This window comes from Pantoea sp. EA-12 (assembly GCF_030053355.1).
In the GTDB taxonomy this organism is placed as follows: domain Bacteria; phylum Pseudomonadota; class Gammaproteobacteria; order Enterobacterales; family Enterobacteriaceae; genus Pantoea; species Pantoea vagans_C.
Genome location: NZ_JASGBY010000001.1, coordinates 247,469 through 267,839 on the forward strand (window position 1 = coordinate 247,469; position 20,371 = coordinate 267,839).

20 protein-coding genes are annotated in these 20,371 nt (G+C 55.3%); 2 read left to right on the forward strand and 18 right to left on the reverse strand.

Annotated elements, in window-relative coordinates; translation table 11 throughout:
* Nucleotides 1-72: 72 nt before the first annotated feature.
* The 14 genes from QMZ30_RS01140 to QMZ30_RS01205 form a co-directional block, all read right to left on the reverse strand.
* Entirely contained in the window at nt 73-1,008 is a 936-nt protein-coding gene (locus QMZ30_RS01140; RefSeq protein WP_283226014.1) for an oligopeptide/dipeptide ABC transporter ATP-binding protein, read from the reverse strand.
* Nucleotides 1,001-1,987 carry an ABC transporter ATP-binding protein gene (locus QMZ30_RS01145; RefSeq protein WP_283226015.1) on the reverse strand — a complete coding sequence of 329 codons (987 nt, stop codon included), beginning with the start codon at nt 1,985-1,987 and terminating at the stop codon, nt 1,001-1,003. Before QMZ30_RS01145 ends, QMZ30_RS01140 begins: the two co-directional genes overlap by 8 nt.
* Nucleotides 1,987-2,880: a D,D-dipeptide ABC transporter permease gene (ddpC, locus tag QMZ30_RS01150; protein ID WP_283226016.1), complete on the reverse strand. Its 894-nt coding sequence runs from the start codon at nt 2,878-2,880 to the stop codon at nt 1,987-1,989. The genes QMZ30_RS01145 and ddpC overlap by 1 nt, the downstream gene beginning before the upstream one ends.
* The gene (locus QMZ30_RS01155) at nt 2,877-3,899 is read right to left on the reverse strand and encodes an ABC transporter permease (protein ID WP_283226017.1); all 1,023 of its coding nucleotides are present in this window, start codon (nt 3,897-3,899) and stop codon (nt 2,877-2,879) included. The genes ddpC and QMZ30_RS01155 overlap by 4 nt, the downstream gene beginning before the upstream one ends.
* Nucleotides 3,900-3,957: 58 nt before the next feature.
* Nucleotides 3,958-5,520: an ABC transporter substrate-binding protein gene (locus QMZ30_RS01160; protein WP_283226018.1), complete on the reverse strand. Its 1,563-nt coding sequence runs from the start codon at nt 5,518-5,520 to the stop codon at nt 3,958-3,960.
* On the reverse strand, nt 5,517-6,101 hold the full coding sequence (gene ddpX / locus QMZ30_RS01165; protein ID WP_058970462.1) for a D-alanyl-D-alanine dipeptidase: 585 nt from the start codon (nt 6,099-6,101) through the stop codon (nt 5,517-5,519). The genes QMZ30_RS01160 and ddpX overlap by 4 nt, the downstream gene beginning before the upstream one ends.
* Before the next feature lie 18 nt (nt 6,102-6,119).
* On the reverse strand, nt 6,120-6,986 hold the full coding sequence (locus QMZ30_RS01170) for a MurR/RpiR family transcriptional regulator (protein WP_283226019.1): 867 nt from the start codon (nt 6,984-6,986) through the stop codon (nt 6,120-6,122).
* Between the two features lie 489 nt (nt 6,987-7,475).
* A complete protein-coding gene (locus QMZ30_RS01175; RefSeq protein WP_064511449.1) occupies nt 7,476-8,351 on the reverse strand; it encodes a DMT family transporter in 876 nt (291 codons plus the stop codon).
* The gene (locus QMZ30_RS01180; RefSeq protein ID WP_283226020.1) at nt 8,348-9,718 is read right to left on the reverse strand and encodes an amidase; all 1,371 of its coding nucleotides are present in this window, start codon (nt 9,716-9,718) and stop codon (nt 8,348-8,350) included. The genes QMZ30_RS01175 and QMZ30_RS01180 overlap by 4 nt, the downstream gene beginning before the upstream one ends.
* Nucleotides 9,711-9,914, reverse strand: a complete 204-nt coding sequence (locus QMZ30_RS01185) for a hypothetical protein (protein ID WP_283226021.1) — start codon at nt 9,912-9,914, stop codon at nt 9,711-9,713. Before QMZ30_RS01185 ends, QMZ30_RS01180 begins: the two co-directional genes overlap by 8 nt.
* 72 nt (nt 9,915-9,986) lie before the next feature.
* Nucleotides 9,987-10,994, reverse strand: a complete 1,008-nt coding sequence (locus tag QMZ30_RS01190; RefSeq protein ID WP_283226022.1) for an ABC transporter substrate-binding protein — start codon at nt 10,992-10,994, stop codon at nt 9,987-9,989.
* Between the two features lie 2 nt (nt 10,995-10,996).
* A complete protein-coding gene (locus tag QMZ30_RS01195) occupies nt 10,997-11,833 on the reverse strand; it encodes an ABC transporter permease (RefSeq protein WP_283226023.1) in 837 nt (278 codons plus the stop codon).
* Between the two features lie 18 nt (nt 11,834-11,851).
* Nucleotides 11,852-12,634, reverse strand: coding sequence for an ABC transporter ATP-binding protein (locus QMZ30_RS01200; RefSeq protein WP_283226024.1), 783 nt, complete (start codon nt 12,632-12,634; stop codon nt 11,852-11,854).
* A complete protein-coding gene (locus QMZ30_RS01205; RefSeq protein ID WP_283226025.1) occupies nt 12,627-13,541 on the reverse strand; it encodes a carbon-nitrogen hydrolase family protein in 915 nt (304 codons plus the stop codon). The genes QMZ30_RS01200 and QMZ30_RS01205 overlap by 8 nt, the downstream gene beginning before the upstream one ends.
* A 133-nt stretch (nt 13,542-13,674) precedes the next feature.
* Here QMZ30_RS01205 and QMZ30_RS01210 point away from each other — a divergent pair, with 133 nt between their 5' ends.
* Nucleotides 13,675-14,334, forward strand: a complete 660-nt coding sequence (locus QMZ30_RS01210) for a helix-turn-helix domain-containing protein (RefSeq protein ID WP_283226026.1) — start codon at nt 13,675-13,677, stop codon at nt 14,332-14,334.
* Between the two features lie 138 nt (nt 14,335-14,472).
* Nucleotides 14,473-14,931, forward strand: coding sequence for an OsmC family protein (locus tag QMZ30_RS01215; protein ID WP_058970479.1), 459 nt, complete (start codon nt 14,473-14,475; stop codon nt 14,929-14,931).
* Here QMZ30_RS01215 and QMZ30_RS01220 read toward each other — a convergent pair whose 3' ends face one another.
* The 4 genes from QMZ30_RS01220 to QMZ30_RS01235 form a co-directional block, all read right to left on the reverse strand.
* On the reverse strand, nt 14,932-16,008 hold the full coding sequence (locus QMZ30_RS01220) for a diguanylate cyclase (RefSeq protein ID WP_283226027.1): 1,077 nt from the start codon (nt 16,006-16,008) through the stop codon (nt 14,932-14,934).
* A gap of 694 nt (nt 16,009-16,702) precedes the next feature.
* The gene (locus QMZ30_RS01225) at nt 16,703-18,538 is read right to left on the reverse strand and encodes a methyl-accepting chemotaxis protein (RefSeq protein ID WP_283226028.1); all 1,836 of its coding nucleotides are present in this window, start codon (nt 18,536-18,538) and stop codon (nt 16,703-16,705) included.
* Between the two features lie 134 nt (nt 18,539-18,672).
* On the reverse strand, nt 18,673-19,314 hold the full coding sequence (locus tag QMZ30_RS01230) for an aspartate/glutamate racemase family protein (RefSeq protein WP_283226029.1): 642 nt from the start codon (nt 19,312-19,314) through the stop codon (nt 18,673-18,675).
* A 67-nt stretch (nt 19,315-19,381) separates the two neighbouring features.
* The gene (locus QMZ30_RS01235) at nt 19,382-20,293 is read right to left on the reverse strand and encodes a LysR family transcriptional regulator (RefSeq protein WP_283226030.1); all 912 of its coding nucleotides are present in this window, start codon (nt 20,291-20,293) and stop codon (nt 19,382-19,384) included.
* Nucleotides 20,294-20,371 lie beyond the last annotated feature (78 nt).

A 20,371-nucleotide genomic window follows, 5' to 3' on the forward strand; every position in this document is an offset into this window, starting at 1 on the left:
GGTGAAACGCCACTATTAAACAAAATGAGAAAGATGTGAAATTTTACGTTCTGGCGAGCGGATGAAAGTCCATTAACCCACCCGCCAACACCTTACCATCCCCCCACTCCCCGCCTCCCGCAACCCCTGAGGTTTTTCACACCCCGCACCCGCATGCGGACACCGATCCCTAAAATAGCACCCCTGCGGCAACACCCGATTTCCCGGCAGTTCCGTATTGGTCGGCGCACCGTCCAGCGCTGCGCCAATGCGCGGCACAGACTCCATCAACAATTGCGTATAAGGGTGTTTTGGCGAATCTAATACCTGCTTTGCTTCACCCAATTCAACGATCTGCCCGAGATACATTACGGCCACGCGGTCGCTCATATGGCGCACCACGGACACGTTGTGTGAGATCAACACGTAAGTGAGATTACGCTGCCGCTGCAACTCCACCAGCAAATTCAAAATCTGCGCTTGCACCGAAATATCCAGTGCGGAAGTCGGCTCATCCAGCACCATAATGTCGGGTTGACCGGAGAGTGCGCGGGCAATGGCAATACGCTGGCGCTGCCCACCCGAAAAAGCATGCGGCGGACGGTCGAGGTATTCCGGGCGAATCCCCACCTGTGCCGCAAGTGTTGCCGCCAACGCGCGCCGCTCTTTTTCCGAACTGCGGGACTGAATCCACACCGGTTCGGTGATGGAACGCCAGACAGGTAAACGGGGATCCAGCGAGGAGAGCGGATCCTGAAACACCATCTGCATCCCCCGCCCCAGCCATGAATTCGGTGAGCGCGTTAATTCCAACTGGCCGGTGCTGGGTTTGAGCATGCCCATCAGCAATTTGGCCAGGGTACTTTTCCCGCAGCCGGACTCGCCAACAATGCCCAGTGTCTCGCCGCGTTCAACCCGTAAGTCGAGACCATTCAACGCATGCACCCGCTCGGTCACTTTGCCGCGCCAGTTGGTTTTGGCGGGGAAATTGACGTGCACATTACTGATTTCAAGCAGTGCTTCAGACATGGTTGCGCTCCTGTTGCGGATACCAGCACGCCACCTGACGATTGGATTGCCCTGCGGCGTGTAGTTCGGGCGTGATACCACAGGCTTCACCCGCCGCGAAGCAGCGTTCACGGAAAGCACAGCCGGTGGGCAGTTTGGCAAGATTCGGCACCGTACCCGGAATCGAAGTCAGCTCGGCGCGTGGCTCGCTACCCTCTGGCGAACACGCCAGCAACCCCGCCGAATAGGGGTGACAGGGCGTCGTTAGCACGCTATCGGTGGCCCCGCTCTCAATCACCGCACCGGCATACATGACATAAAGACGATCGCAAACCTGCGAGACCACCGCCATATCGTGGCTGATGAACAGCACGGCAGTGCCGGTTGAAAGCGCCTTTTGTTTTAGCAAGCGCAACACCTGGCGTTGTACCGTCACATCCAGCGCCGTGGTAGGTTCATCCGCGATCAGTAAATCCGGCTCGCAGGAGAAGGCCAGAGCAATCATTACGCGTTGACGCATCCCGCCGGACAACTCAAAGGGATAACGCTCCAGTACGCTTTGCGGATCCGCAATCTGCATCTCACTCAACAGTTCAATGGCGCGTGCTTTGGCCTGTTTCGTGGATAACACTTGATGCTGACGGATCACGTCCACCATCTGCTTCCCAATGCGGCGTGTGGGATTGAGGGCCGTCATCGGTTCCTGAAATATCATCGCCACCTTGCTACCTCGCAGTTGGCGCATCTCTGCTTCGCTGGCCGTGAGTACGTTTTTGCCCAGTATCTCCAGTGACCCGCCCTGCACACGGTAACTGCCTGGCGCGATCAGGCGCATCGCCAGCATCGCCGTGACTGATTTTCCCGAACCCGACTCCCCAACCACGCCGACAATCTCGCCGCGGTTGATGTGTAAAGAGACGCCATTCAGCACTTTCACTTCGCCCTGATAAATCGGGAAACTCAGCCGTAAATTTTCGATGGTCAGGATGCTGTCGCTCATCAGTTGCGCCCTCCCGCTTTCGGATCAAGCAAATCCTGCACGCCGTCGCCAAACAGATTGAATCCTACGGCGGTGATTAAAATGGCAGCACCGGGAAACGCGCAGTACCACCACTGGTCCAGCACATAGTTACGTCCTACCGCGACCATTGCGCCCCATTCAGCCGTGGGTTGTTGCGCGCCCAGGCCAATAAATCCTAAGGTTGCCGCCATTAAGATCGCGCTGCCGATATCTAACGACGCCTGCACCACCAGCGGTGGCATGGCGTTGCGCAGAATATGCCAGCTAATGAGGTGCCAACGCGACGCGCCAAATGTGCGAGAGGCTTCAACAAAAGTGTGCTGCTTCACCACCAGCGTTTGTCCGCGCGCCAGGCGTACATAAAAAGGAATACGCACAATGGCAATCGCCAGCATCGCATTGAACAGGCTGGGTCCCAGCGCGGCGGCCAGCGCCATGGTCAGCACCAGCGAAGGAATCGACAGCATAATGTCCATTAAGCGCATAATCACCGCATCGCTGCGCCCGCCTAATACGCCCGACAAGCAGCCCAACAGTGAACCGCTCACGCCTGACAGCAACACCACCGCAAGACCCGCCGCCACCGATTGCTGCGAGCCAACAATCACGCGGCTGAAGAGATCGCGTCCCACTTCATCGGTACCAAACCAGTGCAGCGCGCTCGGGGCCTGTAAGCGTTCGGCCAGATTAATGGCATTAGGATCCTGCGGCACAATCCACGGAGCAAAAATCATCAATAGCATCATCAGCACGATGATGGCCGCGCCGATCACCGTTAGCGGGCTTCGGCTGATCAGCCAGCATCGACGTTTCCACGCCTGCAACCACGGGCGCGCGCGGGGGTTTACCGACTGTTCCTGTGTCAGCATCATTTCTCCGCTCCCCGACCCATGCGCGGATCGATCCAGAGATACAGCAGATCAACAAACAGGTTCACCAGCACATAGGCAAACGACACCACAATGGCGAAGCCCATCACCGCGGGGAAATCCAGCGCCTGGATGGAAGAGACCACATACGCGCCCATCCCCGGCCAGGCAAACACCGTTTCGGTCAGCACGGCGCCATACAACAAATCACCCAATGCCAGCCCCAACACCGTGACAGACGGGATCAACGCGTTAGGCAGGGCATAACGCACCACGATAGTGAACTTACTTAGTCCGCTGGCGAGCGCGGTACGCACATAATCTTCACTGAGCTGCTCCAGCATCGCCGATCGAATCTGACGCGCCACAATCCCTAAATGCACAAACGCCAGGGTGGTGGCGGGCAATACCAAGTGAGTCAAGGCGTTGAAGAACACCTCCAGATCGCCACTGAGCAAGGAATCAATCAGGTAGAAACCCGTCACGCGCGCCGGCGGATCCAGCCAGTCATCCAGACGACCACCGCCGGGCAGTAAATTAAGTTTTCCGTAGAACAGCACAATCACGCCCAGGCCAAGCCAGAAGGCCGGGGTAGAGATACCGGTCAGCGCCAGCAGTCTTACCAGATGGTCAAGCCAGCGATTTTTGTACACCGCCGACAATACGCCAAGCGGCACGCCAACCACCAAAGCAATCAGCAGCGCGCAAAAAGCCAGTTCCAGCGTGGCCGGGAAAAAGTTCTTCAGGTCTTCCAGCACAGGACGACCGGTGCGAATAGACATGCCGAGATCACCGTGCAGCAGTTGTTCGACATAGCGAATAAACTGTTGCCACAGCGGTAAATCCAGCCCCAGCTGCTGCCGGATATGCTGCACAATTTCATCACTGGCGCGGTCACCTGCCAGCAATCGCGCGGGATCGCCGGGAATCAGATGCGAAATAATAAACGTAATCACGCAGACGCCAGCGACCACCAATATCAGTCCCCAGCTGCGCTGTCTGATCAAACTCCAGAAACTCATATTGCCTGCCTTAGCAGGGTCAGAGTTGACCCTGCTGATTAAGGTTGAATATCAATCGCTATTTGCTCATCTCAGAAAGATTGAAGATCTGCTCCAGCATAGGGTTGAAGACATAACCCTTAACCGCTTTATTCATCCCAACCTGATAGTTCTTCTGGAACAAATAGACGTAGGCGGCTTCGTCGATAACCACCTTCTGCGCCTGCTGATAATATTGAGTGCGTTGCGCCTGGTCCGGTGTCGAGAGAGCCTGCTTCAGCAAGCTATCCACCTGCGGATTGGCATAGAAGGATCGGTTGCCCGGCAACCCTTTTTTGTCGGATTCAAACCAGTAGTTCATGAACATGTACGGGTCAGCGAAATCTGGACTCCAGTTGCCGATCGCGATGTCATAGTCGCCTTTGCCAATACGCTCACGCATAGTGGCGTTAGCCAGTTTTTCCAGTTTGACGTCAATGCCCAGGGTTTGCAGATTGGCCTGCATCGACAGCGCAATCGGCTCCCAGTTAGGGTCATTATCCGAATAGAGGAATGACAGAGTTTTCGGCTTGTCCGCGACTTTGCTGAAGGCTTCTTTCGCTTTCGCTAAATCTAAGCTGTATTGCATGGCTCCTGCGTCATAACCCCACATGCCTTCAGGGATCGGACCGCGCATCTGCTTGCCGTTGCCGCCCAGAATACCGGAGACCATCCCTTTGTAATCCGTGGCCCAGGATACCGCACGGCGTAAATCGGGTTGGTTTAACGGCGCTTTGCTGTTGTTCAGATAGAGGTAGGTCACGCGCAAGGCAGGATAGTCATACACCGCTACGTCGCCCTGCTTCTTCAACGCCGCAAATTGATCTACCGGCAGTGAATCGGCGATATCCACATCACCCTTCTCCAGTTGCAGACGACGTGCAGAACTTTCGCTGATGATTTTGACCGAAACACGCTTAAACGCTGGCTTGTTACCCGCGAAATGCGGGTTTGGCACCAGCACCAACTGCTGTCCCTTCTGCCAGCGTTGCAACATATAGGCGCCGGAACCGGCCGTGTGCTCAGCGAGGTAAGCGCGTGCATCATCGGTGGCATGGGCTTTCAGCACAGCGGGGTTGATGATCGAGGCACCGTCGTTTGCCAGGGTATAAAGGAAAGGCGCAAAAGGTGTATCGAGGGTGAAGCGAACCGTTTGCGGATCCACGGCCTCAACCTTCAGTCCTGCGGGATAGGCTTCTGATGGGCCTTGCTTGATGCGCATCAGGCGTTCAAAAGAGAGTTTGACCGCATCCGCGGTCACCGGTGAACCGTCATCGAAAAACTCACCCTTACGCAGTTTGAAGGTCCACACTTTACCCTCATTCTCGCTCTGCCAGCTCTCAGCGAGGTCGCCTTCCACATCGGTAGCCCCTTTACCGTTTTCGTTTTTGTACTTCACCAAACGCTGATAGGCCGGATAGGTTACCGTCCAGTCGTTGTTATCAATGGTCACCGCTGGGTCCAGCGTCTGCGGATCGGCCGCTTTGCCAATCACTAACATATCTTTGGGTACGGCTGACCAGGCGGGTGCACTGGCGGTGGTTACTGCTGCTGCAATCAAGAGAGAGAGAAAGCCTTTGGAGGCGCTGAACTTCATTTTCATGGTAATACTCCGTCAGTCTGTGCTGGGGAAATACAAGTGAAAACATCGTCAATGAGCGGATAAGCCGCCGCTCCGGGTAATTCGAAATGCCACCACTCCGTCGCGATACCGCAGAAGCCGCCACCGAACATCACGGCATTGAGCAGCAGTCGGTTGCGCTGGAAAGAGGCGGCCAGTTCGGGATGGTACGGATGGGAAAGTTCGGTCATCTCATCAAAGCCGGTCCCCATATCCAGTGCATTGCCGTCCGCATCGATCAGCGTGACGTCAATAGCGGTGCCCCGACTGTGGTTGGAGCCCTGAGAGAGCGGCACCACGTAGTTTTGATCGGGGCAGGCCAGCCAGAGCAACGCCTGCGCTTTTTGTGGCCGATAGGCGTCCAGTACCTGAAGCGTGAAACCGGCGACTCGTGCAATCTCAATACTCTTTTCCAGTGCGTTGGCGGCATCGACGTGCAATAAGCAGCGCGCCACGCTATAGATCGGCTGGCCGGTAATGTTGTCCGCGGTGGCATATTTCATATCGATGTTGAGCTGAGGGAATTGCTCAGCGAGATCGACTAGGTGCGTATCCTGATTCATGTTCAATTTCCTGTTTTTTTAGCGCTCAAACTGGCCAAATTCCTGCTGCAGCGCGCGATTCTTTGCAAGGCGCGCCGATAGTTGCGGCCCAAGGCGTTCAACCACGGCTGAGAGCAGTAAGTTAAATAAGCAACTCACCGGGGCCAGTGAGTCCCAGAAGTTGGCGGTATCGGTTTTCACCTGCAGTAAATCCAGCGGATAGTCCCGCGCCCATGGGCACCAGATATCGGTGACCAGTGCCATGGAGAGCTGGCGTTCGCTTGCCACCCGGCAAAACTGGCGTGCAACCGTGGAGTAGGCGCGCGTGTCGGTCAGCACCACGTAGGGTTTTTCATACTCAGAGTTGAGCGATTCGAGCCAACTGCCAGAACTGCCATCGGCGTAGCTCACTCGCGGGCGCAGATACTCCAGATGACTGAAAAAGGTATGGGCGATGCCGCGGGTCGATTGAATCCCCAGGATGATCACCGCATCAGCTTGCGCAATGTGCTGGCTGACACGGGCAAAGGTGTCGCTCTGCGCCAGTTGGTAGACGTAACGGATCGCATCCAACTCCATTTGCAGAGACTGGTTAGCGCGATCGGGCAGCGACTGTTGCTGGTCCCACGCATCCAGACGATCAATCACGCCCCAGTGTTTGTAAGGCGTATTGGGCAACTCACGCAGCACATTTTTGACGTCGTCCAGGTTGCGAAACCCCAACTTGCGCAGATAGCGTCCGACGGTAATGCCGCTGGTGCCAGTGGCCTGCGCGATGCTGTCAGCAGTTTCAAACGGGATCTGCTCCCGATGGCTCAGCAGCCAGGCACTTACCCGTTTTTCGCTGGGCGTCTGATGGCTATAGGCCGCTTCGATGGCATTAAAAAAGTCTGTTTTCGCATTCATAGTGGATTCAATGTTATTGAGCTGTCATTGCACTACGTTTTGACATGTAACTAACAAAGCAGGATGCATGCCATGTTTAAGAATTTTTAAAATTCATTGTTAATTCATTGAGATGGTGAATGTTCAGACCAAGAAGGCGTGGCGCTTGAAAGAATTAAAGTGCCATAGAGGTGCAACACTAATGACATCGGCATGACATCAGTGCAACCTGGTGTTGACCGTATTTTGACAACGATCTGGATTTGCTATTGGGTGATGTAAAGACGTGAACCTGTTTATGGCATCGAAACGTTTTGAGGATATGTCGATAAAATCGACTTTTTTAAACATATGACCGTGACATGTTTATGTCATCGACATGTTTTGGCGATATGTCGATAAAATCCATTTTTTTAAACATATGGCCGTGACATGTTTATGGCATCGACACGTTTTGGCGATATGTCGATAAAATCCATTTTTTTAAACATATCAGATTAGACAGCTCCCTCACGCCATCACCCTTTTCCTGATCGCCGTGCCCCTTACCACCGCCAATAAAATCCCGCCGACGATCAACAAGGTGCCCAGCACTTTGCTGTGGTCCAGGGTTTCATGCAGGATCGCCACGCCCATCAGTAACGCCAGCGCGGGACTGAGCAGTGACCACGGCAGTATCTGGCTGGCGGGATAGCGTTTAAGCAGGCCGTACCACAACGAATAGGCAAATATTGACGAGCCCAGCGCGCTGTAAATCACTCCGAGCCAACCGCGCCAGCCCGCCGACATCAGCAATGCCAACTGGTGCTGTTCCGTCAGCAGTGAACTGACACCCACCAACGGAATGGCAAACAGCGACAACCAACCGGTCATCGCCAGCGGTGCGACAGGCGGGAGACGCTTGATGATCACCGTGCTACATGCCCAGCCGCAGGCACTGATCAGTAGCCACAGCATGCCTTGCCAGTGTTCCAGCGCCGGGCTGCCTGCCAGAATAATCACGCCGAGAAACGCCACCACCACTCCGGCGATTTGCCGATAGTTGAGCCGCTCTTTTAGCCACACAGCGGCCAGCAGCATAGCAATCGGCGTGCCCATCTGGATAAATACCGCCGTGGTGCCGGCATCGGCAGTCTGCATGCCGATGACCATCAAACCGAAATGCACAAAACCAAAGGTGAAGGCCAGCAGCACCATGCCCGGCAATTGGCGCCACGTCAGGCGATGGAAAGGCAGTAAAATCGCCGCGACCAGCACAAACCGTAGCGTCAGCATAAAAAGCGGCGGCAACTCCATCAGACCAAACTTCATCGCGATGACATTAAACGCCCAGCCATTGACCACCAGCAGCAGAATCAGCACATCGCGTAACGAGACGGCTTTCACGCGCGCAGCCGGGTAGGCGTGTGCAAGTGATAATCATGCTCGCGCTGGAAGGCGCGCGCCAATGCCAATAACTGACGCTCGGCACCATCCCGGCCAATCATCTGCATACCTATCGGCATACCGTCGCGGTCAAAACCCGCCGGATGGCTGATGGCGGGCAGCGCCGATAAACTGGCCAACGCGTTGTAACGCATGTTGCCCGTCAACACGCTCTCTTCACGATCGCCCATCTGAATCGCTTCCAGACCTTTGTGTGGCGCGGTGAAGGGCAAGGTCGGCACCAGAATCACATCCACCTGATTGAGATGCTGTAACAGCTGCATACGTAAGCCTGTGCGGAAGCGCTGCGCCTGCAAATACTCCACCGCCGTGATCGCCAGACCCGCTTGCAGCAATTTGCGTACATCCGCGCCGTACTCCTGCGGGCGTTCTGCCAGCCACGCTGCATGCAGCGAGGCAGGTTCAGCGAGGTTGATCAGCACCAGCGCATTAACCGCCTGATCAAGCCCGGTAACGCTCAGCGTCTGGCAACGCGCGCCCGCTGCACTAAACCACTGCACCATTTGATCATAGGCGGCAGCCACATCCGGCTGAACCTGCTGATGCACATCCGGTAACAGGCCGATGCGCAAGCCCGCTAACTCCGGCAGCGTGGTCAGCGGCTGCGTCTTACCGTCCAGCACGTTAAACAACACTTCGCACTCTTCGGCGTAACGTGCCAATGGCCCAACGGTATCCAGACTGGTCGCCAGCGGGAAAATGCCCTCTGTCGAGAGTCGCCCCACCCCAGGACGTAAACCGGTGATGCCATTCATCGAGGCAGGCAAGCGGATCGATCCGCCCGTGTCAGTCCCCAACGTTGCCAATGCGCTACGAACCGATGCCGCGACACCAGATCCGCCACTCGATCCCGCCGGGATACGGCTGTCATCCCACGGGTTGCTGCTGGCACCGTAATGCGGATTGTTGGTGGTGCCGCCCCACGCGAACTCATGCATGTTGGTGCTGCCGATAATCAGCGCGCCCGCTTGTTTCAGCCGCTGTACCATCACGGCATCGCGGCTGGCGATGTTGCCGCGCAGAATCTCACTGCCGGCATGCATCTCTTCACCCGCCAAATCGATATTGGCTTTGATGGCAATCGGCATACCGTGCAGCGGGCCGAGATCGTAGCCCTGTTCCAGCAAGCGCTGGCTGGCCTTGGCGGTTTGTCGCACTTGAGACACATAGACTTCATTGAACGCGTTAAGATCGCGCGTGGTTTCTTCGCGCGCCAGGCACGCTTCCACCAGTTCCGGCACGCTGGTCTGGCGTGTACGTAGCTGCTGCGCCAGCTTCAGCATTGAGGTGTCAATTAACTCACTCATGCGGTAACTCCAGTGGCGGTTGCAATGCGGAAACCCAGGCGTTGGCGGGCAGCAATGTCGGTGCAAAATGTTGCAGGGCGAAGGCAGATATTCCCGCCGCACGCGCTTCACAATCGGTGAGTAGATGTTCAAGTTCAGCGGCATCGGCCGCACAGTGGCGCTGAATCAGTGCCAGACGAAGGGCAATGGCATCCATAATAACTCCTGATCATTTGGCTCACAGGCGGCCTGAAGGCCGCCCCAACGGATATCGAGACGCAGTAAGGGTTTATTTATCACCCATCGCATCCACCACCTCTTTGGCTTTGGTCGCCAGTGCGGTGTTCACGTTGTTTTGATAAGAGGTCGCTTCCGACGGATAAGCTTTAATGTTTTTGGCATAGAGCGCGATGTTCATGTTGTTATCCCAGGCTTTCTGCGACACCAATACATTCTCTGGATAGCCTTTGGCATCAATCTCACGCTGTACCGCTTTCTTCACCACCGCTTCTGGCAATGCCGGGAAGTATTTACGTGCGATGGTCACCGACTCATCCGGGTGCTTATAAATAAAGCGCGATGCCTGCTCAAACGCGGTGACCACCGCTTGTGCCGCCTGCGGGTTTTTATCGATGTACTGCTGAGTAGTGGTGAGGCTGGAGAAAGCAAACGGATACCAGGACTGCGCGGCTGAGAAGGAGTAAACCACATGCAGGCCGTTTTGCTCTTCCGCCATGGTCACCTGCGGTTCTGCCGCCAACGCATAATCCGCGCGACCCGCCGCTACGGCTGGGATCTCGTTACCGATCGCCACATGCACCAGCTTCACATCTTTTAAATTGTTCTGTTTGATCAGATAACTCATAAACGCCCAGGTGGTGTCCGGCTGTGGGCTGGTGACCACGCGCTTGCCCGCTAACAGCGATAAGTTATCCTGCAATGATGCTGCTTCTTTGCCGAACACAAAGATGGTGGGCGCATTTTGCACCCCCGCCACCACCACACCTTTGCCGCCGTTTTCACGGGTTTTCGGCACGAATACCGGGTCCTGAATCGAGAAATCAGCGGAACCGCCAATCACCGCCGCCCAGGATTGCGCCCCGCCGCCGCCGGTGCTGATTTTTACATCAACGCCCTGCTGTTTGAAAAAGCCCTGCTCCTGCGCCACATACAGTGGCAGGTAAAGCAGCGACTGAAATGCCTGGTTGATGCGCACTGGCGTGTCAGCCGCCTGCGCACTCACCAGTGAAGCCAAAGAAACAACGGCAGAGATCGTAGCCAAACGGAATTTTTTCATGATTATTTCCTGTCCCAGGAGAGAATGAGGCGTTCAAGAAATGCCACCAGCGCGTTAAAGCACAGCATCATCAGCATGACCAGCACGATGCCAGCCAGCACAATGTTCATACCGAAGTTGGAACTGCCCAGCAGGATCATGTGACCCACACCGTTATCCGAAGAGATGTACTCGCCTACGATGGCCCCCACCAGCGCAAACCCGACGTTAAGGCGTAAACCCGACAGCACCCACAGCATCGCCGACGGCACCACCAGCTTGAAGAAAATGGTTCCGCGTCCCGCGTTGAAGGAGCGCAACAGGTTAATTAAGTCAGGATCGGTGCGCATCGCGCCTTTGTAGGAGGTAGTGAGAGAGACCACCACGCAGGAAAACGCCACGATCACTACTTTCGACAGCATCTCCGTGCCAAACCAGATGATGGTCATCGGCGCAATGGCCAGCACCGGAATGGAGCCAATGGCGGCGATAAAGGGCGCAGCGAGGTCGGAAATAAAACGTGAGTACCACAGCAGCAGCCCAAGAATCGAGCCACCAACCGCGCCCACCGCAAACCCCACCAGGGTTTCAATCGCGGTAACGCGGATGTCGGTCAGCATCTCACCAGACTGAAAACGTTGTACCAGCACATCCCACACCTGAGACGGGCTGGAGAACAGAAACGCATTGATATTGCCGCTGCGCACGCCTAACTCCCAGCCACCGAGCAACACCACTACAATCGCCACCTGCAAGAACAGCAACGTATAGCGGCGGGCGTTAGCCGAGCGGAAAAAGGTTTCGCGGACGCTGCGGTTCGCGGTGGCACTCACGGTTGGACGCGTAGACACTGTATTCATTACCATCTTGTCCTCTCGTTAGTTGACCGGCTCAGGCTGGATGCCAATGCTGCGCCAAATGTGCTCGTAATATTCGTTGAAGCGCGGTGACAGGCGGCGCTCAGGGATCGACAAACTGTCCGTGCCGAGATCCACTTCAATCTCCTGCACAATCTCCCCTGGGCGCGCTTTCATCACGTAGACGCGATCGGACAGCGTGACCGCCTCTTCGATATCGTGCGTAATAAAGATCACCGTCTTGTGCTGCTGTTTCACCACGCTCAACAGTTCACTTTCGAGCGAGATCTTGAGCGGATAATCCAGTGCCTTGTAGGCTTCATCCATCAGGATGATTTCCGGGTTGGTCACCATGGTGCGCATCAGGGCGACACGTTGTTTCATCCCACCAGAAAGCTGTGAGGGATACTTCTGCTCGTAGCCGGTCATTTTGTAGAGTTCAAACAGTTCACGCGCTTTAGCCCGCGCTTCCGCTTTCGGCATGCCGCGCACTTCCAGCCCGAGAATCACGTTGTCGATCACCGTGCGCCACGGGAATAACAGGTCTTTTTGCAGCACATAACCCAGTTCCGGTGACGGCGTGCCGGTAGTCTCGCGGTTTTTCAGCAGGATGCTGCCGCTGTCCGGCATCAACAGGCCGGTGATGATGTTGAACAATGTGGATTTACCGCAGCCGCTCGGTCCGACAAAGGAGACAAACTCGTTGCGATTGGCGTGGAAGTTCAGGTTACGCAACACCGTCACCTCCCCCTCCGGCGTGGGATAACTTTTATGGATGCCAGCGGCTTCCAGAACTTTATTCATGGTTTTCTCCCAAAGGTCGCGCGTGGCGATTGTGAACCGTCAGCGGTGAAGGCGGAGCCTGCACCGGAACGTAATCTTTCAGGAAGTGATAGCCGATATAGTCGGTGCTGCGGGCGCGCAGAATGGCCGGTTGCGTGTCGATGGTGGCCAGCGCCATGCCTTCGGTGGTGCCGCTGTCCGCGACAATATTGCCCAGCGGATCGATAATGCGGCTGTGACCGTGATAGTGCAGATTGCCGTGATGACCGCACAGGTTGGATTCAATCATCCAGCACTGATTTTCCAGCGCGCGTACGCGGCCAAACAGGGTGTAGCAATCTACCATCGGATCGGCGTCCCCCGCACTGCCGTCACCGGCGTAGCCCCAGGCGGTGGGCATGATCATGATGTCAGCCCCTTTTAGCGCCAGTTCGCGGGTACTCTCAGGGAAAACTTTGTCGTAGCAGATCAGCATGCCAATGCGCCCCAACGGCGTGTTGAACACCGGAAAGTCGCTGCCGGGATAGTAGACATGCTTTTCATCGCCAGGCTGATGCACTTTGCGATATACGCCGACCAACCCCGATGGGCCCAGCAGCACTGCACTGTTGAACAGCACTTCGGCACGTTCGGGATGACGTTCCGTCATGCCAAATACCACATGCAATCCGAGCTGAGTGGCGAGGTTTTGCAGTGCCTGCACGCTTTCGCCCTCTGGCACCACTTCGGCCTGCGCCACTTGCCAGCTCACCGCTTCACCACTCCAGTTAAGCGTATCGGGCAGATAGCCCTGTAAAACCTGCTCGGGGAAAACCACCAACTCTGCCCCGGCAGACGCGGCACGCGTCATCCAGTCGAGCAGATTATTGAGATTGCGCGTTTTGTCGTAGAACGCGGGCAGGGTGATGGTTGCAATGGTGGTGTTCATAGCCGCTCCCAGAGATTTTTTCCCTAAACTGCTATGTCGCTCACATTTAGACCAATACAATTTTCTTATGTGAAAATTTTTATCATATGTGAGAAATTGGCTTTCCAGTTCACTCAGTGGAGGAGAGTCTCCGATGAAAACCACCCGACAACATGAAACCTCCGGGCTGGGTGCCGCCTTAACCGGCGAGCAGGATTTTGGATTGCGTATCAAGACGATACGACAGGCGCGTGAGTTAACGCTGGAGCAGGTGGCTGAATTGAGCAGTGTCTCAATCTCTTCGCTATCGAAGATTGAGAAAGGACAGGTCTCAGCGTCATTCGATACCATCGCGAAGATTGCCAGCGCCTTTGATTACTCTCTGGCGGAGTTATTTGCCGATGAACTCCCGCACCAACCGGTGGAGAGTGTGGCAATCCAGGGACGTCGCACCTACACGCTGGCCGGGAAAGGCTTAGCGTTCACCAATCCCTATTTTCGCTATGAAGTCCACGCCGCTGAACTGCTGGTAAAAGGGATGATTCCGGTGGTGATGGAGATTGAAACGCGTGAACTGCCGCCACCCGAAGCCTGGTCGCAGCATGCCGGTGAAGAGTTTATTTATGTGTTGGCGGGCGAAGTGATGCTGCATACGCAGTTGTATGCGCCATTACGGTTGGCCCAAGGTGACAGTGCCTATATCGACAGCACCATGCGGCATACCTTTGTCCGTCTGAGCGAGGCACCCGCCAGCCTGATTTCCATCTGCCAGACAGAAAAATTGCATATTGAGGATTTAACGCGCGGAATTTAAGGAATATCAACAGCATTTGATGCGTAGCGGCGTGATTTATCACGCTTGTTAGCCCGGATGTCGCAATAAAATGCGCCGCGATATTCGGTCTGTTTGATATAGACTGTCCGCCTGTTACGTAATGAAAGGAACTTCGGCATGGCACAGGAACACCATTATCAGGTCACAGTACGTTGGACCGGCAATCGCGGTAAGGGCACTTCATCTTATACGGCTTACGATCGCAATGGCGAGTTGCTGGCAGACGGCAAAGCCACCGTTGCACTCAGTGCGGACCCTGCATTTCTGGGGGATGATTCACGCTGGAATCCTGAAGAGTTACTGCTGGCCTCCGCATCGGCGTGCCATAAATTGTGGTATCTGCATCTGTGTGCGGTTGCGGGCATTATTGTGGAAGCCTACGAAGATGCCGCAGAAGGGACGATGCAGGAAGGGACGCGCGGGCGTTTCACCCAGATCACTCTGAAGCCACATATTACGCTGCGCAATCCGGCAGATGCGGACCGCGCAAGCGCATTACATCATCAGGCGCATGAAGCTTGTTTCATCGCCAATTCACTCAATTTCCCGGTAGATTGCGAACCCACCTTCGCATAGTTACGCCGCGCCGGCGAGGGGTGATTGCCACAGGCGCACCCCATTACGACCGGCGCGTTTCACTTCATACAGCGCTTCATCCGCATGCCGCAACCAGTGACGCAGAGATTCAGCACCCGCAGCAGACGCAATACCAATACTGACCGAGCAGCGAAAATCAGCCGATGCCGGTAACCGCACCTGAGCAATTTTATCCTTAAGCAACTCCGCCAGTGCCACCACCGATTCATCCGTGGCATGGTGCACAATCACCCCCAGCTCATCACCGCCGAAGCGCGCGGGTATATCCTGCAAACCCACCACGTTGCGCAGCAACGCTGAGATCTCGGCCAACAGGAAATCCCCTGCTTCATGGCCCCAGGTATCATTGACCGATTTGAAGTAATCCAGATCCATCAGCAACAGATAGCCTGCACTGTCGCCACGACGCGTACTGAGAAACTCACTCTCCAGACGGCGTTCAAACAGACGACGGTTAGGGATTTCCAGACCCGGATCCATCAGTGCTATACGTTCTAATTCACGATTTCGTTTACGCAGATGCCAGGTCAGATTGTATGAGGTCACGCTGAGTACCAACATGTAGCAGGTTGCCAGCGGCAACGTCAGCCACACAGTTTGCGTGCTGAATGTCAGATTCACCGCTGCGCCATCCACCAGCCACACCATCACAAAGGCGCAGAGAAACGCCTGCATAGCGGCGATCAATTGCGCTGCACCGCCCGCAGCATAACGATCTGAAGCCAGCACCGCCATGATGACAAATGAAGGTAACGGGCTCAGCGCCATTAGCGCCACCCAGATTCCACCGAAGGCAGCATCAAGCGTCAGGTTGTTACGTTCTGTCCCGGTGGGGTCTTCGGCACGCAATGCGCGGCGACAGGCGATCCACGGCCAGATAAAGGCATTCACAAACAGTAAGGCGCAGAAGGCGACGCCTCGATGCATCTCCATCAATACAGAGAGAATCGGGAAGAAACATAAAATTGTGCCAAGCTGGCGCATGATAAACATACGACGAACGAAGCGCTCCGAACGCCGCTTCAGGTGGCTATCATCAGGCGAGTAATAATTCATTCACAGGAAAAATCTGATCGACAAGAAAAGCAGTTTAACGGCAAAAGGGACAAGCGCAGCGCTTTATTTTAAGAATATTTACCTTGCGCTTAACTAATAGTGCAAAAACTTATCGTAACGCTGCAAAGAACAGCAATATGGCCAGCATCCCGCGACTTTTCATCAGTTAAAACTATGAACCCACAGCGATTTTCAATCGCTCACCGCGCTGGTGAGCTTTGTCGCACTGCTGACGTTAAAAAAAGACGATCATCTCAAGCCGTTATAATAACAAAGGCGGCCTGATGGCCTAATGCTTGTCAGTTAAGAACTTAGGCCACTTATTGATAAGTGGCCTTTCTTTTCTGTGCGGGCTCTGCCGCCACTACTGCCCCCTCTGGGCCGTCCTCGCGCCGCTAAAGCGGTACCTTCGACTTCCACGTCGTGCCGGACGGACCGTTCGCGGATAAAGATGGGACTTGGCGGACTGAGCCCGGTGGAGTACCGGACTCAGAATCAAAATAAGCTGACTTAAGCAGTCCAGGTTAAGGGGTTCAGTTCATCGGCACCGGTCCGTTAGGCAGACGAGTGAAGTGAAGGTACCGCGTAGCGGCGCGAGGACCGCCGGCCCCGGTGCGGCTCCAGCCGGCGTTATCGCCAGCCTCTTAACTGACAAGCATTAAGCCTGATGGCCTCCTTTGCAATCGTCGGAAAATTACCGCCCCGCGTCCTGTAAGCGGAATTGCGCCACCAGCCGCTCCAGCATCATTGCCTGCTCTTCCAGCGAGTTTGCCGAATGCGACGAGGCGCTCACCAGCGTGGCGTTTTGCTGTGTGGTGGTATCGAGTTCACCGACCGCGCGGGCAATCTGTTCAATACCACGGCTTTGCTCATCGGATGCGGCGGAGATCTCTTCCATAATCTCGTTCACACGCGCAATGCTGCCAAGAATTTGATCCATGGTTTCACCGGCACGCGCCACCTGTTGGTGACCGTTGCTGATACGGCTGACCGATTCGCTGATCAGCTGTTCAATATCTTTCGCGGCGCCCGCACTGCGCTGTGCCAGGTTACGCACTTCGCTGGCAACGACTGCAAACCCACGCCCTTGTTCACCGGCACGAGCCGCTTCAACTGCGGCATTCAGCGCCAGAATGTTGGTCTGGAAGGCAATGCTATTGATCACCGCCGTGATATCAGCAATTTTCTTCGAACTATCCGAGATTTCGCCCATGGTGCTTACAACATCGCGCACCGCAATACCGCCTTTATTGGCATTTTGCGAGGCTTCTGCGGCGATCTGACTCGCCTGACGGGCGTTCGCGGCGTTATTTTTCACCGTTGCCGTTAACTGCTCCATACTCGCTGCGGTTTCCACTACCGCTGCCGCCTGCTGTTCAGTGCGAGATGACAAATCCAGGTTGCCCTGATTGATCTCACTGGCGGCCTGCGACACGCTGCTGACGCTGCTCAGGACATCGCCAATCATACTGCGCAGACGATCGTTCATGCGGCCCATAGCGGATGTCAGCTTGCCCAGTTCATCGTGACGGTCAGTGGTGAATTGCGAGCTGAGATCGCCGCTGGCGATGCGCTCCGCCAGCTCCAGATTATGGAACACCGGACGCGTAATCTGGCGAATGATGTACCACGCCACCAGCACGCCAAACAGAATCGCCAGACCACCAATCAGCAGCGACAGCTTAGCAGAACCATTCGCCAGCTCATCGTTACGCTCTTTCACAATCGAGATGATTTTTTTGATCACCGCACTACTTTTATCACCCGCCACTTTGACGGTGTCTTCCGAGCTACGTAATTGTCCGTAGCTGTCGGCAGCTTGCAGACTGAGATCTTTAAAGCGTTCAGTGTCCTGCCACAACGCAGTAAACCCGCCCTGTTGTTCCGGCGGCAGCTGAGCCAGCAGCGCTTTCATGCCTTGGTCGGCCTGCTGGAAATGGGTTTGCAGCGTATTGCGCAGCGTGTCAGACACATTGAAGCGCAGCGCCCATGCTTCTTCACGCACGTTGCTAATGGCAAACAGCTGCTCATAAATCTGATTGGTGAGCTCGGGATTGGTCACCGGCGTGCGGATCAGTTGGGTGTAGCGCGACGTCATGTCCTGCTGACTCAAGGAATCAAGCTGTGCGCGCAGACTGTTTAATTGTTGGGTAGCCTGCGTCATCGCGCCAATGCTGTTCTGGAAGCTGGCGAGGTGGGTATCCAGCTCATCAACCAGCGCACGGGCGCTGTCAGTCCAGCTGAGCTGTTTGGCTTCACGGTTTAGCTGCTGTGCATGCGTCACGTAATCGGCCATAACTTTGCCCGATTTATCATCGCCATAGAGATATTTAAGGCGATTAATCTTCGCTTGGAACACCTCAATATTGATGTCATAAATCAGATTGGTTTTCTGATAAATATCGTGAATGGTGGTGAAGCGCTGCACGCTTAATCCCGTCGCGAGTGCCACCAGCAACAGCACAATCCCGAACCCTGCCGACAATTTGCGGGTAATGCGCACATTGCGTAATCGTGAAACCAGTCCCATGTTTCTTCCCCTGCGATTGTTATTTTTGTTGAGCTTGCGAGAGGAGTTATCGGAACGCGACAGGAATTGTTTATTGCCAATAGCACAAAAATTTTTCGGATTGATGTGCGCCGTTCATCAACGGCGCAACACTTTTATCTTGATGTGGCAGGCGCGAGTTGGCTGATAAACAAACCGGCGGCGCTGACGGCATCCACCGCCACTTTGCCCAGCTGTTGGCGAATGCTGTCGCCCAGCGCAATGGTGGAGAAACCGGTGCAGGAGAAAGCAATCACTTCGATGCCTTCACGATACAGATTATCCGCGCAGGCCAAGGCACTCGCCCGCCCCTCTGCGCTCAGGAGATCGGTGGTGTTCAATACCCCTGCAGGGCGGGCATAACGCACGTCTTCACCCAATAGCTGACGGAATGGCGCAGGTGCCGCCGCGCCAATGCCCATCACCGCTACCGGACGCTTGAGCATGCGTGCAATGCTGGCCGATGCCGAACCGGCGCTGATCACCGGAATCGATACCGCTTCACGCAATGATGCCAGGCCCGGATCGGCCGCACAGCTGAGAAACAGCGCGTTGCAGCCATCGGCTTCTAACTGCTGACCCAGCGCAACAATTTTTGGCACTGCCAGCGCTTCACTGGCGTCATCGTAAATGCCTTTGTACTGGTCGGGGATCGCCCGACTGATGGCATTGATACCGTATTCCAGATGGATCAGCCGAGCATGTTCTTCGACAAAGTGCTGATCCGGATGGGTTAATACACGAATAATCCCCAGCATGAAAAGTGGACTCCTGGTCTGATGTTGTATGGTTAGAACGGCCTGAAACGTTATTTTTATGATGCCACTATACGCCACTTCCCACTTCTTCGATCACCTGCCGCAACCAACGGTGCGCCGCGCTATCCTGAGTGCGGCGATGCCACAGCAGATCAAAGGGAACATAAGGCAGCGTCAGCGGTGGTTCGAACATGATGATATCTTGCTGGCGAGCATAGGTGGTGCCGACTCGGCGTAGTACCGTCGCCACATAATCCGTGCCTCGCAGAAGAGCGGGGACGGTAAACATGGTGGGCAGCGTCAGGCTGATGGTTCTTGCCAGCCCTTGCTCACGCAGTTTCTGATCCACCAGACCATAATGCTGGCCCTCGGGTGACACCAGAATATGCCGCATCGACAAAAATGCCTGCAGGCTCATTTTCTCACCCGCGCTCGCATGATCGCGTCCCACCATGGTGACAAAATCATCACGTAACAGCGGTTGGGAAAGAATACGGTTTTCTGCTTTGGTCGGCGGGACGCCGACAGCCATATCAATCTTGCCGGCGTCCAGCAGCGCTACCACTTCATCGCGGTCAATAAAATAACGCACGTGGATTGTGCAGTTGGGCGCGAGTATCGCGAGCTTTTGTGTTAATGCCGGCAACAGCACATGCAGCGGGTATTCCGTCAATCCCAGGGTGAAAGTGCGCGGTTTAGCGTTAGGTTCGAATACCTCAGCGGGCTTCATCAGCTGGCGTACTTGCCCTAATGCCTCAGCAATTGGAATGGCGATCTCCTGTGCTTTCGCGGTCGGCCGCAACCCCTCGGCGCTGCGGATAAAAAGCGGATCATCAAACGCACGACGCAAGCGACCCAAAGCGGCACTCATCGCCGGTTGGCTCACCCCGGCCAGCGCCGCCGCTTTAGTGACGTTACGCTCCAGCATCAGCGCATTGAATGCCGCCAGCAGATTGAGATCGAAACCATCAAAATTCATTTTTTGTATAACGCTCTATACCGTTCATTTGTTGGATTGATAGTGGCAGCTTCGGGAATACTGCACAAGCCGGTGAAC